Source organism: Mycobacterium sp. NPDC051804, assembly GCF_044452905.1.
Taxonomy (GTDB): Bacteria; Actinomycetota; Actinomycetes; order Mycobacteriales; family Mycobacteriaceae; genus Mycobacterium.
In genome coordinates this window covers 361,850-378,437 of the sequence record NZ_JBITCD010000004.1, presented here as the reverse complement: position 1 = coordinate 378,437, position 16,588 = coordinate 361,850, and the positions used below count along the sequence as shown (strand labels likewise).

Here is a 16,588-nt window from a genome sequence, read left to right as displayed (position 1 = left end):
CGAAAAAGCCCCCGCACGAATGCGGGGGCTTTCTCGTATTGCTTTAGCGGTAGTCGCTGTAGCCGTAATCGTCCAGCGGCACTGCGGCACCGGTCGCCTGACCGAAGTCCGGGCTGTAGTACTGATCCTCGTAGGACGGGATCGTGTACGCAGCGGCCCGAGCTTCCTCGGTCGGCTGCACCTGGATGTTGCGGTACCGGTTGATGCCGGTACCGGCCGGGATCAGCTTGCCGATGATCACGTTCTCCTTCAGACCCTGCAGCTTGTCGCTGCGGCAGTTGATCGCCGCATCGGTGAGCACGCGAGTGGTCTCCTGGAACGACGCCGCCGACAGCCACGAGTCCGTGGCCAGCGATGCCTTGGTGATACCCATCAGCACCGGACGACCGGCCGCGGGCTCGCCACCCTCGGCGACGACCCGACGGTTCTCGGTCTCGAACTCGCCACGCTCGGTCAGCGAGCCGGGCAGGAACTCCGTCGCACCCGAATCGATGATCGTGACGCGACGCAGCATCTGCCGGACGATGACCTCGATGTGCTTGTCGTGGATCGACACGCCCTGAGCGCGGTAGACCTCCTGGACCTCCTTGACGAGGTGGATCTGCACCTCGCGGGGGCCCTGGACACGAAGCACCTCGTGCGGGTCAGCGGAGCCTTCCATCAGCTGCTGGCCCACCTCGACGTGGTCGCCGTCGGACAGCAGCCGCTCGGTGCCGTCGTCGTGCTTGAACACCTTCAGGCGCTGACGACGAGACAGCTTGTCGTACACCACTTCCTCGCCACCGTCATCCGGGATGATGGTGATCTTGTAGAAGCGCTCGCCCTCTTCGAGTTGCACGCGACCGGTGACGTCGGCGATGGGCGCCTTGTCACGCGGGATGCGCGCCTCGAACAGCTCCTGCACGCGAGGCAGACCACCGACGATGTCGCTACCGCCGGAAACGCCGCCCTGGTGGAAGGTACGCATGGTCAGCTGCGTGCCGGGCTCACCGATGGACTGCGCGGCCACGATGCCGACCGCCTCGCCGATGTCGACGAGCTTGCCCGTCGCCATCGAACGGCCGTAGCACATGGCACACACGCCGGTACCCGTCGCGCAGGTCAGCACGGAGCGGACCTTCACCTCGGTGATACCCGCGGCCAGCAGTGCCTCGATCGCCGGGTCACCCAGGTCGTGACCGCGCTCGACGACCACGTTGCCCTTGGCGTCGACGGCGTCGGTGGCCAGCGTCCGCGCGTACGCCGACGTCTCGATGTGCTGATCGCGAACCAGCGTCTTGTCGACCATCTCGGCCAGCGTGATGTTGACGCCACGCTCGGTTTCGCAGTCCGTCTCGCGCACGATGACGTCCTGCGACACGTCGACCAGACGACGGGTCAGGTAACCCGAGTCAGCGGTACGAAGAGCGGTGTCCGCCAGACCCTTTCGGGCGCCGTGGGTGTTGATGAAGTACTCCAGCACCGTCAGGCCCTCGCGGAACGAGGACTTGATGGGACGCGGGATGAACTCACCCTTCGGGTTGGTCACCAGACCCTTCATGCCCGCCAGCGTGCGGGTCTGGGTCAGGTTGCCCGTGGCGCCGGACTTCACGATCGTGATGATCGGGTTGTCACTCGGGTAGTGGGCCTCCAGCGCGTCACCGACCTCTTCGGTGGCGTTCTGCCAGATCTTCACCAACGCTTCGTTGCGCTCGTCGTGGTTGAGCGCACCGCGCTGGTACTGCTTCTCGATCCGGTCGGCCTCGAGCTCGTGACGCTCCAGGATCTCCTGCTTCTGCGGCGGCACGAGCACGTCGGCCATCGACACGGTGACACCCGAACGGGTGGCCCAGTAGAAGCCGGCGTCTTTGAGCTTGTCCACCGTCTGCGCGACGACGATCATCGGGTAGCGCTCGGCCAGATCGTTGACGATCCGCGCCTGCACCTTCTTGTGCATCTGCTCGTTGACGAACGGATACGCGGTCGGGAGCAGCTCGTTGAACAGCACCCGGCCCAACGTGGTGTCGGCAGTCCACGCGTCGCCCGGCTTCCAGCCGTTCTCGAAGAGTTCGGCTTCGATGTCGGCCGGCGGACGCAGCTGGGTCAGCCGCACGCGGATGTTGGCGCGAACGCTCAGCGCACCGCGGTCCATCGCCATGATCGCCTCGGCGGGTGAGCTGTACACACCCGTCTCCGGCTGATCCTTTGCGGCGGCCACGAATTCGCCGGTGTCGCCCTCGATCATGGTGGTCAGGAAGAACAGACCCGTCACCATGTCCAGACGCGGCATGGCCAGGGGGCGGCCCGACGCCGGCGACAGGATGTTGTTAGACGACAGCATCAGGATGCGAGCCTCGGCCTGCGCTTCGGCGGACAGCGGCAGGTGGACTGCCATCTGGTCACCGTCGAAGTCGGCGTTGAACGCCTCACAGACCAGCGGGTGCAGCTGAATTGCCTTGCCCTCCACCAGCTGCGGCTCGAAAGCCTGGATGCCGAGGCGGTGCAGCGTCGGTGCGCGGTTCAGCAGCACCGGGTGCTCACCGATGACCTCTTCGAGGACATCCCACACCTGGGGACGCTGACGCTCGACCATGCGCTTGGCGCTCTTGATGTTCTGCGCGTGGTTCAGGTCGACCAGACGCTTCATCACGAACGGCTTGAACAGCTCGAGTGCCATCAGCTTGGGCAGACCGCACTGGTGCAGCTTCAGCTGCGGGCCGACCACGATGACCGAACGGCCCGAGTAGTCGACGCGCTTGCCGAGCAGGTTCTGACGGAACCGGCCCTGCTTGCCCTTGAGCAGATCGGACAGCGACTTGAGCGGACGGTTGCCCGGTCCGGTGACCGGACGGCCGCGGCGGCCGTTGTCGAACAGCGCGTCCACCGACTCCTGAAGCATGCGCTTCTCGTTGTTGACGATGATCTCGGGCGCACCCAGATCGATGAGTCGCTTCAACCGGTTGTTGCGGTTGATGACGCGGCGGTACAGGTCGTTGAGGTCCGACGTGGCGAAACGACCACCGTCGAGCTGCACCATGGGGCGCAGCTCCGGCGGGATGACCGGAACCGCGTCGAGCACCATGCCCAACGGCGAATTGCTGTTGGACTGGAACGCCGCGACGACCTTGAGCCGCTTCAGTGCGCGAAGCTTCTTCTGGCCCTTGCCACTACGGATGACCTCGCGCAGCTCCTCGGCCTCGGCATCGATGTCGAAGGTCTCGATGAGCTTCTTGATCGCTTCCGCGCCCATGGCGCCGGTGAAGTACTCGCCGTAGCGATCGATGAGCTCGCGGTAGAGCACCTCGTCGACGATGAGCTGCTTGGGAGCCAGCTTGGTGAAGGTGGTCCAGATCTCGTCGAGCCGATCCAGCTCACGCTGGGCGCGGTCGCGGAGCTGACGCATCTCGCGCTCGCCACCGTCCCGCACCTTGCGCTTGACGTCGGACTTGGCGCCCTCGTCCTCGAGCTCCTTCATGTCGGCTTCGAGCTTCTGCGCCCGGGCCTCGAGGTCGGCATCGCGCTGATCCTCGACGGCCTTCTTCTCGACGACCATCTCGGCCTCGAGCGTGGACAGCTCGTTGTGCCGCATCTCATCATCGACAGCCGTGATCACATAGGCCGCGAAGTAGATGATCTTCTCGAGATCCTTCGGCGCCAGGTCGAGCAGGTACCCGAGCCGCGACGGCACACCCTTGAAGTACCAGATGTGCGTGACGGGAGCGGCCAGCTCGATGTGGCCCATCCGCTCACGACGCACCTTGGCGCGAGTGACCTCGACGCCGCAGCGCTCGCAGATGATGCCCTTGAAGCGGACACGCTTGTACTTGCCGCAGTAGCACTCCCAGTCGCGAGTAGGTCCGAAGATCTTCTCGCAGAACAGGCCGTCCTTCTCTGGCTTGAGCGTGCGGTAGTTGATGGTCTCCGGCTTCTTGACCTCGCCGAAGGACCAGTTACGGATGTCATCCGCGGTCGCTAGACCGATGCGGAGTTCATCGAAGAAGTTGACGTCTAGCACGTAACTCCCTTTCCCCTTGCGGGACTAGAAATCGAAATTAGGCCAAGTCCTCGACGGACGCAGATTCATTGCGCGACAGGTTGATTCCCAGGTTCGCGGCAGCGCGCTCCAGGTCCTCGTCGTCACCGTCACGCATCTCGATCGCAGCACCGTCAGACGACAGCACCTCGACGTTGAGGCACAGCGACTGAAGCTCCTTGAGCAGCACCTTGAACGACTCGGGAATGCCCGGCTCGGGGATGTTCTCGCCCTTGACGATCGCCTCGTAGACCTTGACGCGACCGACGGTGTCGTCGGACTTGATGGTCAAGAGCTCCTGCAGCGTGTACGCCGCGCCGTAGGCCTGCATGGCCCAGCACTCCATCTCGCCGAACCGCTGACCACCGAACTGCGCCTTACCACCGAGCGGCTGCTGGGTGATCATCGAGTACGGACCGGTGGAGCGGGCGTGGATCTTGTCGTCCACCAAGTGGTGCAGCTTCAGGATGTACATGTAGCCGACCGTCACCGGGTACGGGAACGGTTCACCACTGCGGCCGTCGAACAGCTCGGCCTTGCCGTCCTGGTCGACGAGCGTGATGCCGTCGCGGTTGGGCAACGTCGAGCTCAGCAGACCCTGGAGCTCGTCCTCCCGCGCGCCGTCGAACACCGGCGTCGAGACGATGCTTCCCGGCTCGGCCTCCAGCATTTCCTGCGGCAGATTGGCCGCCCAGTCGGGCGTTCCGTCGACCTTCCAGCCGGCCTTGGCCACCCACCCGAGGTGGGTTTCCAGGATCTGGCCGATGTTCATCCGTCGCGGCACACCGTGCGTGTTCAGGATGATGTCGACGGGCGTGCCGTCGGGCAGGAAGGGCATGTCCTCGACGGGCAGGATCTTGCCGATGACGCCCTTGTTGCCGTGGCGTCCGGCCAGCTTGTCGCCGTCGGAGATCTTGCGCTTCTGCGCAACGTAGACGCGGACCAACTCGTTGACACCGGCGGGCAGCTCGTCGTCATCCTCGCGCGAGAACACGCGGATGCCGATGACCTTGCCGGACTCACCGTGCGGCACCTTGAGCGACGTGTCGCGGACCTCGCGAGCCTTCTCGCCGAAGATCGCGCGGAGCAGTCGCTCCTCCGGTGTCAGCTCGGTCTCACCCTTCGGGGTGACCTTGCCGACCAGGATGTCGCCGTCGCGGACCTCGGCGCCGATGCGGACGATGCCACGCTCGTCGAGATCTGCCAGCACCTCATCGGAGACGTTCGGGATGTCCCGGGTGATCTCCTCGGCGCCCAGCTTGGTGTCGCGGGCATCGATCTCGTGCTCCTCGATGTGAATCGAGGTGAGCACGTCCTCCTCAACCAGACGGTTGGAGAGGATGATCGCGTCCTCGTAGTTGTGGCCTTCCCACGGCATGACCGCAACGAGCAGGTTCTTGCCGAGCGCCATCTCGCCGTTCTCGGTGCAGGGACCGTCGGCGATGACCTGACCACTCTCGACCCGGTCGCCGGCGTCGACGATCGGGCGCTGGTTGGCGCAGGTGCCGTGGTTGGACCGCGCGAACTTGCGCATCCGGTAGGTGTGCCGGGTGCCGTCGTCGGCCATCACGGTGATGTAGTCGGCGGAGACCTCCTCGACCACACCGGCCTTGTCCGAGACGACGACGTCACCGGCGTCGATCGCGGCGCGCAACTCCATGCCCGTGCCGACCAGCGGTGCCTCGCTGCGCACCAGCGGAACCGCCTGGCGCTGCATGTTGGCACCCATCAGGGCGCGGTTGGCGTCGTCGTGCTCGAGGAACGGGATCATGGCCGTCGCGACCGATACCATCTGGCGCGGCGAGACATCCATGTAGTCGACCTCGGACGCCGACACGAACTCGACCTCGCCACCCTTACGGCGGACCAGGACGCGCTCCTCTTCGAAGCGGCCGTTGCCGTCGATCGGCGAGTTGGCCTGCGCCACGACGTGGCGGTCCTCCTCGTCGGCGGTCAGGTACTCGATGTCGTCTGTGACGACACCGTCGACCACCTTGCGGTACGGGGTCTCGATGAAGCCGAACGGGTTGACCCGCGCGTACACCGACAGTGAGCCGATCAGACCGATGTTCGGCCCTTCCGGGGTCTCGATCGGGCACATACGGCCGTAGTGGCTGGAGTGCACGTCGCGGACCTCGAGGCCGGCACGCTCACGGGACAGACCGCCGGGGCCCAGCGCCGACAGGCGGCGCTTGTGGGTCAGACCCGAAAGCGGGTTGTTCTGGTCCATGAACTGCGACAGCTGGCTGGTGCCGAAGAACTCCTTGATCGCCGCCACGACGGGACGGATGTTGATCAGGGTCTGCGGCGTGATCGCCTCGACGTCCTGAGTCGTCATCCGCTCGCGAACGACACGCTCCATGCGGGACAGGCCCACGCGGATCTGGTTCTGGATCAGCTCGCCGACGGTACGAAGACGACGGTTGCCGAAGTGGTCGATGTCATCGACCTCGACGGGGACCTCGGAGCCGCCGGGGGCGGTCATCGTCTGGTCGCCCTGGTGCAGCCGCACCAGGTACTCGATGGTCGCGACGACGTCCTCTTCGGTCAGCGTCGAGCTGGTGATCGGCTGACCCACGTTGAGGCCCAGCTTCTTGTTGACCTTGTAGCGGCCCACGCGAGCCAGGTCGTAGCGCTTCTCCTTGAAGAACAGGTTCTCCAGCAGGGTCTGCGCGGACTCCTTGGTCGGCGGCTCGCCCGGGCGCAGCTTGCGGTAGATGTCCAACAGCGCCTCGTCGGTGCCTGCGGTGTTGTCCTTCTCCAGGGTGCCCATCATGATCTCGGAGAAGCCGAAGCGCTCCACGATCTGCTCGTTGGTCCAGCCCAGCGCCTTCAGCAGCACGGTGACCGGCTGGCGGCGCTTGCGGTCGATGCGCACACCCACGGTGTCGCGCTTGTCGACGTCGAACTCGAGCCAGGCGCCGCGGCCCGGGATCACCTTGACGCTGTGCAGCGTCTTCTCGGTGGACTTGTCGATGCTCTCGTCGAAGTACACGCCCGGCGAACGGACCAGCTGGGACACCACGACACGCTCGGTGCCGTTGATGATGAAGGTGCCCTTCTCGGTCATCATCGGGAAGTCGCCCATGAAGACCGTCTGGCTCTTGATCTCACCGGTGTTGTTGTTGATGAACTCAGCCGTGACGAACAGCGGAGCCGCGTACGTCATGTCCTTGTCTTTGCACTCGTCGACCGGCGCCTTGACTTCGTCGAAGCGCGGGTCCGAGAAGGACAGCGACATGGAACCGGAGAAGTCCTCGATCGGCGAAAGCTCGGTGAGCACCTCTTCGAGCCCGCCAACGGGATCGACGGCGTCGCCGCGAGCCTTGGCGTTTTCTTTCCAACGCTCCGAGCCGATCAGCCACTCGAAGGAATCGGTCTGCACGTCGAGTAGCCCCGGAACCTCGAGCGGCTCACGGAGCTTTGCAAAGGAAATTCTGTTTGGGGCTCCTGGTACGGAGCTATTGGTAGCTACTAGCGAAGACTTGGATTGGCGGGACCCTGCCAAGATGCATCCTTCCAGCACCTCATGCGACTGATTCGGTGCCGGGTTTGTGCCCTTGCCGAAATGCCGCGGTATCTGCGTCGGTTCGGCTGGCCATATCAAGCCCAAATGCCCCCTGACACAGCACACACGACTAGATCACTGAGCGGACTCAGGCCAAATGTGTCAGGTTGCCAGGTTTAGGAGGGCAGGATGCAGCCAGCGCAACGTCCAACAGTACCGCAGGACGGCGTATTCCTCAACCTCCGCATGCAGAAGTAGTCAGGCGCTGGCTGGCATCCTGAATCCTCACATACATGCTGCCCAACAGAGTGACCCCTCGCAGCGTTTCCGTCAAGAGATAACGCGGCGTTTGGTGTGGAGTTTTGCGCTAAGGGCCAGTTTGCGGCGTGCCGGCATCACCGTCAGACCGCCACGGATTGCGCGCAGCCGGCGGTCGTCCCGGTCGACTCGCGCATACAACCGGGCTGGAGGGTGAAGAGCCCGCCGCTCAGTGCCATGAACGGTTCCAGGAAGTTCAGGAGGTACGGCCTGCGGAGCGAGTTCGGGAGGTCAACCAATGTTGCCTGGCCTGCTGATGTGTCGATCGTGCGCGTCTCACCGGTGGTCAGATAGATGCCCTTACGAGGCTCCCCCGGCTCGACGAACATGTCGTTGACCCAGCCGACCATCAGCATCTCGGCCGCCGCGACGTTCTGCGGTGTGGAGAAGCCCGCCACAAGTTGCTGCGAGAACTGGATCAGAAAGTTGCCGCCGCGCATCGTGTCGACATGGGAGCCGCCGGCAAGCGTCACGCCGTAGAACTCGGCATCGGGCCGCGCCTCGATCAGTGCCGCGGTGCCGCTGCCGAACATGTTCCACATGTACTTAGGGGCAGCAAGCTGGTAGATCGGGACACGGCTGTCGACCTTCTCTAGGTCGTTGACCATTTCGCCGTTCAGACCGACGCCGTCTAGCAGGACAACGCCGACCAGTCGATCATCGGTGAGGCCGGTGACGGGGTCGGTCATGTAGCCGGCGATACCCGAGACCGCACCGCCGCCCAATGAATGACCCATCAACACGACCTTGTTCCACTTCAGCTCCCCGTCATATTCGGTCGCGCCCAGACTGTCGGCGAGCGCCGTGTTCTTGGGGTCGAACAGGCCGGCCATTGCCTGGTGCATCGGCGCCCCGCCGAGCCAGCACTGGTCGTATGAGAGGAAGTTCGACGTGATCGACGGTGCGACGACGATGCTGTTCGTCTGTTCCGCCAGCGTCGCGGCGGTGTAGCTGTACCAGGGGCCAGCCGCCAGGAATCCATGCTGCAGATAGACGATGCGATCCGGATCGGGGTTTTCCGGGACGTACCAGTCGACAGGGACTTCCTCCCCCTCTCCGGGTGCACATCCGCAGTCGATCCGCAGCCTGGAGCTGTAGACCGAGACGCTGCTGCCGGGCGGGAGAACGGGCGGTCCGCCGATCAACTGAGTGACGAGGCCGTACAGACCGAAGATGACCGTCCCGACCAAGTCGAGCAGAAGGTTCAGCGGTTGCGCAGTCGCCGTGGCGCCTACCTCTGCGGCTTCAGGGGCCGAGAACATCACCGCGGCGAACTCCGGAGTCTCCGTCTCCTCGGTCAGGTTCTTGAACGCGGCCCCCAGTGGGACCACAGTGAGGTCTTCCCCCGATTCGGTTTCGGTGTCGATCAACGCGTCTTTCTTGGCGACGTCCTCGCCCGCGAGCTTCGTCGCAGAGTCGAAATCCCCGACGACGGTCTGACTCAGGTCCAGCGTCTGCGACTGATTTTCTTGACCCTCGTTCGCGCGCGAACCGGTGCCGTCGCCGGGCTGCTTCGCAGTGTCGACGAGTTCGCCGGCACCGCCGTCGGTATCGGTGGTGATCTCGTCTTCGATGACCTCCTCGTCCTTGACGTCCTCCTCGCCGGGGGTCTCGTCCTGGGCGCCCTGGTTGGTGGTCTCGTCGGTGGTCTCGTCCTTACCCTCGTCGTCCTTCGTGTCCCCATCGATGACGTTGCCGTCGGTGTTGTCGTCGACGTTCGGCTGATGGCCCGCGGGATCATCGCCCTTCTTGTCTGCGTCCTTGACTGCGTCGTCGTCCTTCGGGCCGCTCGCTGGGCTCTGTCCAGCCGCCGAATCATCCTTCTTGCCAGCGGAATCCGATGATTCTGAAGTCGACTTGCCGCCGCCGTCCGAGGAGTCGCCGTCGGTTGCCGTCGCGACACCAGCCCCGGCCAGCAACGCCGCCGAGAGACCCGCGGTGACCACGCCCGTGCCCAACCACACCAACAACCGGTCGACCATCACTTCTCCTGTTCGCTGACCGCGAGAAAGATAGCGTGCGTGGTCGGCACGCGCGGGAGAATCTACGCTTCCGTCAGATATCGGCGGTTGCTAGGGCGCAATCCGCTCCACACGAATCGGCACGCCGGTCAGGCGCGCCATACCGGCCAGCGCCTCGATGTCCTCGGGGTTGCTGGACATCAATTCGTTGACGTTCGCGCCGCCGGCACGGTTGGCCAGCCGCCAGCCGGCGGTACCCTTGTGGCCCCATCCGTGCGGAACCGCCACGACGCCCCCGACGATGTCCTTGGTGACGATGACGGGTACTTGGATCTCGCCGTGCGCTGATGCGATGCGCACGGTGTCGCCGTCGGAGATGTTGGCCGCCGCCGCATCGTCGACGTGAATGAGTGCATGTTGGGTACGTTCGCCGCGCATCAGCAGCGGCGCGTTGTGCAGCCAGGAGTTCTCCGAGCGGGCCTCGCGCATCCCGATCAGCCGCATCGGATACGCGTCGGGCGCAGCACGGCGCGCGAGCTTGGCGACCTCGTCGGCGATCTCCTGATGGCGCAGCCTCACCCGTCCGCCGCGGTAGACGACGGTGTCGCCGAGCACGCCCGCACGCAGATTCGGCGCCAGCACGTAGCCATGCGGATGTTCTGCGGCCAGCCGGGCGAAGGACAAGCCACCCCGACGCAGCCCGAACCTGTCGCCGGCCTCGCCCAACCGGATGACCGCGTCGACCAGGAGGCGCGGGGTCGGTCGAACCCCGAAGAGTGAGAACATCTTTCGGGCCCCCGCCAGCATCGCGAAGCCGGGTGTGCGGCGCCGCAGCCGCGCGGCGAGATCGTCGATGATCTCCCACTCTGGGCGGGCTTGGCCCATCGGGTCGATCACGGGTTCGGTGGCCTGACGGAACGGTGTCGGCTGCAGTGTCTGGAAGGGCAGCGGGAAGTCGTCGCGCTCGTACATCGACGCGGCGGGCAAGACGTAATCGCAATGCGCGAGCGTCTCGTTGACGTACAGGTCGATGCCGACCATCAGGTCCAAGGACTCCAGCGCTGTCTCCAACTCGTTGCCGTCGGGGACCGACAGCACCGGGTTGCCCGCGCTGACGAACAGCGCCTTGACCTGACCACGTCCCGCCGTGGCGATCTCCTTGGCCATCACCCCGGCGGGCTCTGATCCCAGCACTGACGGGAAACCGCCGATGCGCGAGCGCCTGCGGGAGTAGATCGCGCGCAGCAGCGCGCCGCCGGCCATACCCAGCCAGCGCTCGCCTGGCAACCCCAAGCGGCCGAACATGCTGCCGCCCGCCACGTCGAGATTGCCTGCCGCCAGGTTGACCGCATCGAGCAAATACGTTGTCAGCGTGCCGTTTTCGCCGATGCTGGTGCCGACGCGTCCGTACACTGCGGCGCGCTCGGTGCGGACCAGGTCGCGGGCCAGGGAGCGCACGGTGTCCGGGTCGATGCCGGTCCGCGGCGCCGTTGCCTCGGGACTGAACGGCTGGGCCAGCACCTCGAGCCACGCATCGCCGTCGGCCTGGCGCGCCAGCCGGCCACGGTCGACGAGGTTCTCGCTGAACATCACCTGCAGCAGCGACAGCAACAGGTAGGCGTCGCCGTCGGGAACGATGCCAAGCCATTCGAACTGTGCGGCGGTCTCCGTCTTGCGCGGATCGACGACGAGCACGCGGCCACCACGCTTGACGATGTCGTGCATACGGTCCTTGATCCGCGGCACGGTCAGCACACTGCCGTGGGACACAACGGGATTGGCGCCGATCACGACGAGCAGGTCGGCGCGAAGAACGTCGGGCACCGGGAGCGCGAGCGGCGTGCCGTACAGGAGCTGACTGGCCACGAATCGATTGTTGACGTCTTGGCTGCCTGCCGTGAACACATGCAACTTGGGACCGAATCCGAGCATGAGGCTGGTCAGGCTCAGCGTGTGGCTGTAGCTGAATGCACCCGGGTTGCCGTAGTACCAGCCGACGGCACCGGATCCGTGCCTGCGATGGATATCGGTCAGCCGGGCGGTGATATCGGACATCGCCTCGTCCCAGCTGACCGGTTCGAACCCGTTCGCCGTGCGTCGCAGCGGTTCGGTGACGCGATCGGGATCGTTGACGATCTCGCTGAACGCAATGCCCTTCTGGCAGGCGAAACCCGCCGAGAGCGGATGCTCCTTATCGGGGCGCAGCGCAGTGAGACGACCATCTTCGACGGTCGCGATCATGCCGCAGAGCGGCTCGCAGATCCGGCAGAACGTCGGCTTGTGCTCGACGCCCACGACGTTTTACCTCTCGACAGTCCTGGTCTCGACCGTCGGGCTGTCGACCGTCGGGATGACGCCGGTAGGCGCGTCGTCATCCTGATGGCGGCCCCGCACCGAAGCTTCCTGGGTTGCGAACTCATGCGACTGGTACTTGTGGGTGCCTTCGAGGTCGTCGCGGATCGCTTCCTGCGCGGCGGGCGGCAGGGTGTGCATCAGCTCGCGGACGCGGGCCTGGCGACGGCCAACGGCCTGACGTTCGGGCATACCCGGGGTGGCCTGGATCTGCGGCGGCACGCCTTCGATCTCCTCGACACCACCGTCGTGGTGGCCGGCTTCCATCATGGCCTGCTCCTCGGCCATCGTGGACTCGTCCTTCTCCTCCGACATACCGATCGGGCCGATACGGCGGCCGTTGAGGAACTGCCGCACGACCGGCTCGTCACTGGTCAGCAGCACCTCGCGGGGACCGAACATCACCAGGTGCTTACGGAAGAGCATGCCCATGTTGTCCGGCACGGTCCGCGCGATGTTGATGTTGTGCGTCACGATCAGGATCGTGCAGTCGATCTGCGCGTTGATGTCGATGAGCAGCTGGCTCAGGTACGCGGTACGAACGGGGTCCAGACCGGAGTCCGGCTCGTCGCAGAGGATGATCTGCGGATCCAGCACCAACGAGCGGGCCAGACCGGCACGCTTGCGCATACCGCCGGAGATCTCACCGGGGAATTTGTTCTCGTCACCACCCAGACCGACGAGGTCGAGCTTCTCCATGACGATGTTGCGGATCTCGCTTTCCTTCTTCTTGGTGTGCTCACGCAAGGGGAAAGCAGTGTTGTCGTACAGGCTCATCGAGCCGAACAGGGCGCCGTCCTGGAACATGACGCCGAACAGCGTGCGGATCTCGTAGAGCTCCTTGGCCGTGCACTCGATGATGTTGGTGCCGTCGACGATGATCTTGCCGCGCTCGGGCCGCAGAAGACCGATCAGTGACTTGAGGAAGACCGACTTACCGGTACCGGACGGGCCGAGCAGAACGCTGACCTCACCTGCCGGGATCTCCAGCGTGACGTCTTCCCAGATTCGCTGGGGACCGAAGGACTTGGTGAGTCCCTCAACCTGAATTCCAATGCCCACGCGGGGATCCTTCCGCCAATGTCGCAGGCCACAGGGCTACCGCCTGTGGCTTGAGTCACTGTAGCGTACGCCGATACTCAGCACTGGGGATGTGTCACGTCCGATACCGCCGATGCTCCGGATTGGAATTAACCCGCACGTCAGCGCCGGTGTGGTCGGCGAACTCGACTACTCGACGCGCGGCGCCGGGGACGCTCATCGGGGCCGTTTGCGGAATCCACGCCGCAACGCTGGCTTCCTCTCGCGACGCGGGGTATCCGAATAGCTACGTCCGCGTCAGATACCTCGAAGCAGCGCTGTCAACAGCGTCCTCGGCTACGACGCGCGCTGCGTTGATCAAACGGTTCAGTTTCTGAATGCTGCTTAACTTTTGCGGAGATGCATCGTGGTGGCAGCAGTATGTGTCCGACCCGTCGCGCAGGCGCCGTTATGCCCGAAGAAGCCCTCGATGCGGCAACGAAGTACGCAGTTGGACAACAAGGCCGCCGCGCACGGCACGGTGGCTGCGCTCCGCGCATCGATCGCAGTCGCATCAAAATGACGATGGAGAAGGTCGACGGCCGATGGCTTCCAGCAAGGTCGAGTTACCGTGATGCTACGGACCAGTACGGCGGCCAATATGCCTGCGTGCCAACCTCATAGCGACTTTGTCGCTCAACTACTACCGCAGCGACCAACTTCAGCGACATTGTCGCTCGGAGCTTGGCACTACATACATATGCCCTCAGACAGGCCCGCACACAACTGTGGGGCCGGCCCGATTCCGGACCGACCCCACAGATTGTGCTGAATTACTTGACGGTGACCGTCGCGCCGGCAGCCTCGAGCTTGGTCTTGGCTTCCTCGGCGGCCTCCTTGGCGACCTTCTCGAGCAGCGGCTTGGGAGCGCCGTCGACGAGGTCCTTGGCCTCCTTGAGGCCCAGGCCGGAGACGATCTCGCGGACGACCTTGATCACGCCGATCTTCTTGTCGCCGGCACCCTCGAGGATGACGTCGAACTCGGACTGCTCATCGGCGGCCTCGGCCGGTGCACCACCGGCGGCTGGGCCGGCAGCCGCGACGGCGACCGGAGCGGCAGCGGTGACCTCGAAGGTCTCCTCGAACTTCTTGACGAACTCAGAGAGCTCCAGCAGCGTCAGTTCCTTGAACGCGTCGAGCAGGTCGTCGGTGGACAGCTTGGCCATGGTTGAACCTTTCTTACTTACTTACGTGTGGGTTTTGGTGGCTTTATTCGGCGGCGTCGTCGGACGGCGCCGGGCTCTCGGATGCGGCTTCGGCGGGTGCCTCGGCAGCTTTCTTCTCTTGTAGTGCGGCGAACAGCCGGGCAGCTTGCGCCTGCTGCGCAGTGAACAAGCCGGCGGCCTTCGACAGATTGGCCTTCATTGCGCCGGCCAGCTTGGCCAGCAGCACCTCGCGCGATTCCAGGTCAGCGATCTTCTCGACCTCGGAAACACTCAGGGCGCGGCCATCCATGTAGCCGCCCTTGATGACGAGCGCCTTGTTGTCCTTGGCGAACTTCTTGATCGCCTTGGCGGCGTCGACGGCTTCACCCTTGACGAACGCGATCGCGGTGGGTCCGACGAAAAGCTCGTCGAGGCCCTCGATGCCCGCCTCCGCCGCAGCACGCTTGACCAGCGTGTTCTTGGCGACTGTGTAAGTGGCGGATTCACCGAGCGAACGGCGCAGGTCCTTGAGGTTGGCAACCGTCAGGCCGCGGTACTCGGTGACGAGCGTCGCCGTCGAGTCCTTGAACTGCTCGGCGATGTCGGCAACCGCGGTGGCCTTTTCAGCCTTGGCCATGCATGCCTCCTCGTAGATGGGGACCGAGGGAGCCGAGAGGTATCACGTCCGGAAATGACGAACGCCCCGACGCAGACAGGTCGGGGCGTGTTCCAAAAGCTCGCGAAAAAGCTTCAGCCTCGTCCTCCTGCGTGGGCCGCCGGGTAGTCCCGGACCTTCAACCGATTTCTCGGTGACCAACGGTCTTCGGTAGAACGCCGACAAATATAGCTGACGACCCGCCGATCAGCCAAAACGGCCGGAGATGGCCTCCAGGGCGGCCAAATGGTCGTCGACGGTGGTCAGGCCGTGGCCCATGGTGCTGACCGCGACGTGGGTCGCGCCCGCCTCACCCCATGCGGCCAGTTCTACCGCGGCGCCGTCGGGGTCGATCGCCGATCGCACCTGGCCCTGCATCCCCAGCGCATCCGGGTCGCGTCCCGCGGCGACCGCGGCATGACGGACCACCGCGCGGGCCTCGTCGAGCTTCGGGCCCGGGCCCATCATCGGGAACCACCCGTCTGCGATCCGCCCGGCCCGTTCGTACCCCCTCACCGACCCCGCGCCGATCCAGACCGGGATCGGACGTTGCACCGGTAGCGGTGCGATGCCTGCACCCTTGACGATGTCGAACCTGCCCTCGAACATGACGCTGCGCTCGGTCCACAGCCGTCGCATGAGCTCGATCTGTTCCTCGGACCGCGCACCCCGCACGCTGAAGTCCTCACCGAGGACGTCGTACTCGACTTCGTTCCAACCGATTCCGACGCCGAGCCGGAACCTGCCCTGTGCCAACAGGTCGACTTCGGCGGCCTGCTTGGCGACCAGTGCGGTCTGGCGTTGCGGGAGAATGAGGACGCCGGTGACGAATTCGAGCGTCGTGGTGGCCGCGGCGAGGTATCCGAACATCACAAACGGTTCGTGAAACGTGGTGTCGACGTCGTAGTACCCGTCCCACCCGACGTGCACGGCGGGGTCGGCACCCACGACGTGGTCGTAGGCGAGCAGGTGGTCATATCCGAGGGCTTCGACACCCTGGCCGTAGGCGCGGACCGCGCCGACGTCGCCGCCCAGCTCGGTCTGGGGGAATACCGCTCCGACTCGCATGCCCACATGATGCCCGCTACTTCAGTTCCTACTTCGAGACGCCGGCAGCCAGCAGCACCACCATCGCGAGCAGCAGGATCACCCGCAGCCCGTGCAATCGGTCCCAGCGCCGCGCCAGATCACGATCGACGGCGTCGGTCCAGCCTCCGATGCGGTTGTTGATGGGCACCATGAGCGTGACCGTCATCAGCACCACGACGCCCAGCACGGCGGCCGCCGCGATGATGAGCCAGTTCTCCCAGGTGAGGAACGCCGCGACGATCAACACCACGAACGTCGCGATGTACCAGAACGGCATGACGCGACCCAGGAGCCGACTGCCGTCGCTGCGCGCCTGCCGGAACGCGTCGTCTGGCAGCCGACCCAGGATGGGATTGGTGAACGCGCCGACGGCGATCTCGACGCCGACCATCGGACCTGCGATCGCCAGGGCCACGATCTCGATGATTTCCCTCATGCCTCGACCGTGCAGGCTATGCTGTCAAAAAA

9 protein-coding genes and 1 pseudogene are annotated in these 16,588 nt (G+C 64.9%); 1 reads left to right on the top strand and 9 read right to left on the bottom strand.

The genetic code is table 11. The features are described 5' to 3' along the window. Positions 1–43: 43 nt before the first annotated feature. The 5 genes from ACIA48_RS17235 to ACIA48_RS17215 form a co-directional block, all read right to left on the bottom strand. The gene (locus ACIA48_RS17235) at positions 44–3,994 is read right to left on the bottom strand and encodes a DNA-directed RNA polymerase subunit beta' (protein ID WP_396733792.1); all 3,951 of its coding nucleotides are present in this window, start codon (positions 3,992–3,994) and stop codon (positions 44–46) included. A 37-nt stretch (positions 3,995–4,031) separates the two neighbouring features. Then, positions 4,032–7,520 carry a DNA-directed RNA polymerase subunit beta gene (locus ACIA48_RS17230; protein WP_396733789.1) on the bottom strand — a complete coding sequence of 1,163 codons (3,489 nt, stop codon included), beginning with the start codon at positions 7,518–7,520 and terminating at the stop codon, positions 4,032–4,034. A gap of 401 nt (positions 7,521–7,921) precedes the next feature. Beyond that, positions 7,922–9,820 carry an alpha/beta hydrolase gene (locus tag ACIA48_RS17225; RefSeq protein WP_396733786.1) on the bottom strand — a complete coding sequence of 633 codons (1,899 nt, stop codon included), beginning with the start codon at positions 9,818–9,820 and terminating at the stop codon, positions 7,922–7,924. A gap of 90 nt (positions 9,821–9,910) precedes the next feature. After that, positions 9,911–12,094 (bottom strand): molybdopterin-dependent oxidoreductase, encoded by a 2,184-nt coding sequence (locus ACIA48_RS17220; protein WP_396733784.1) that lies wholly within the window; start codon positions 12,092–12,094, stop codon positions 9,911–9,913. A 6-nt stretch (positions 12,095–12,100) separates the two neighbouring features. After that, on the bottom strand, positions 12,101–13,213 hold the full coding sequence (locus ACIA48_RS17215) for an ABC transporter ATP-binding protein (protein ID WP_396733781.1): 1,113 nt from the start codon (positions 13,211–13,213) through the stop codon (positions 12,101–12,103). A gap of 507 nt (positions 13,214–13,720) precedes the next feature. Here ACIA48_RS17215 and ACIA48_RS17210 point away from each other — a divergent pair. Then, a pseudogene (locus ACIA48_RS17210) lies at positions 13,721–13,806 on the top strand (Mce protein); the annotation flags it as partial. 198 nt (positions 13,807–14,004) lie between these two features. Here the strand turns inward: ACIA48_RS17210 and rplL are convergent. From rplL to ACIA48_RS17190, 4 genes are all read right to left on the bottom strand, one after another. Next, entirely contained in the window at positions 14,005–14,397 is a 393-nt protein-coding gene (gene rplL / locus ACIA48_RS17205) for a 50S ribosomal protein L7/L12 (protein ID WP_396733779.1), read from the bottom strand. Positions 14,398–14,440: 43 nt separating this feature from the next. After that, positions 14,441–15,013, bottom strand: coding sequence for a 50S ribosomal protein L10 (gene rplJ / locus ACIA48_RS17200; RefSeq protein WP_396733777.1), 573 nt, complete (start codon positions 15,011–15,013; stop codon positions 14,441–14,443). Positions 15,014–15,238: 225 nt separating this feature from the next. Continuing rightward, positions 15,239–16,099 (bottom strand): LLM class F420-dependent oxidoreductase, encoded by an 861-nt coding sequence (locus ACIA48_RS17195; protein ID WP_396733775.1) that lies wholly within the window; start codon positions 16,097–16,099, stop codon positions 15,239–15,241. Between the two features lie 28 nt (positions 16,100–16,127). Further along, on the bottom strand, positions 16,128–16,556 hold the full coding sequence (locus ACIA48_RS17190; RefSeq protein WP_396733774.1) for an anthrone oxygenase family protein: 429 nt from the start codon (positions 16,554–16,556) through the stop codon (positions 16,128–16,130). Positions 16,557–16,588: the final 32 nt, after the last annotated feature.

What these genes read in the sequence shown, in the direction of transcription:
- ACIA48_RS17190 (WP_396733774.1), bottom strand. Translation starts at nt 16,556, where the DNA reads ATGAGGGAAATCATCGAGATCGTGGCCCTGGCGATCGCAGGTCCGATG.
- ACIA48_RS17225 (WP_396733786.1), bottom strand. Translation starts at nt 9,820, where the DNA reads ATGGTCGACCGGTTGTTGGTGTGGTTGGGCACGGGCGTGGTCACCGCG.
- ACIA48_RS17195 (WP_396733775.1), bottom strand. Translation starts at nt 16,099, where the DNA reads ATGCGAGTCGGAGCGGTATTCCCCCAGACCGAGCTGGGCGGCGACGTC.
- rplJ (WP_396733777.1), bottom strand. Translation starts at nt 15,013, where the DNA reads ATGGCCAAGGCTGAAAAGGCCACCGCGGTTGCCGACATCGCCGAGCAG.
- rplL (WP_396733779.1), bottom strand. Translation starts at nt 14,397, where the DNA reads ATGGCCAAGCTGTCCACCGACGACCTGCTCGACGCGTTCAAGGAACTG.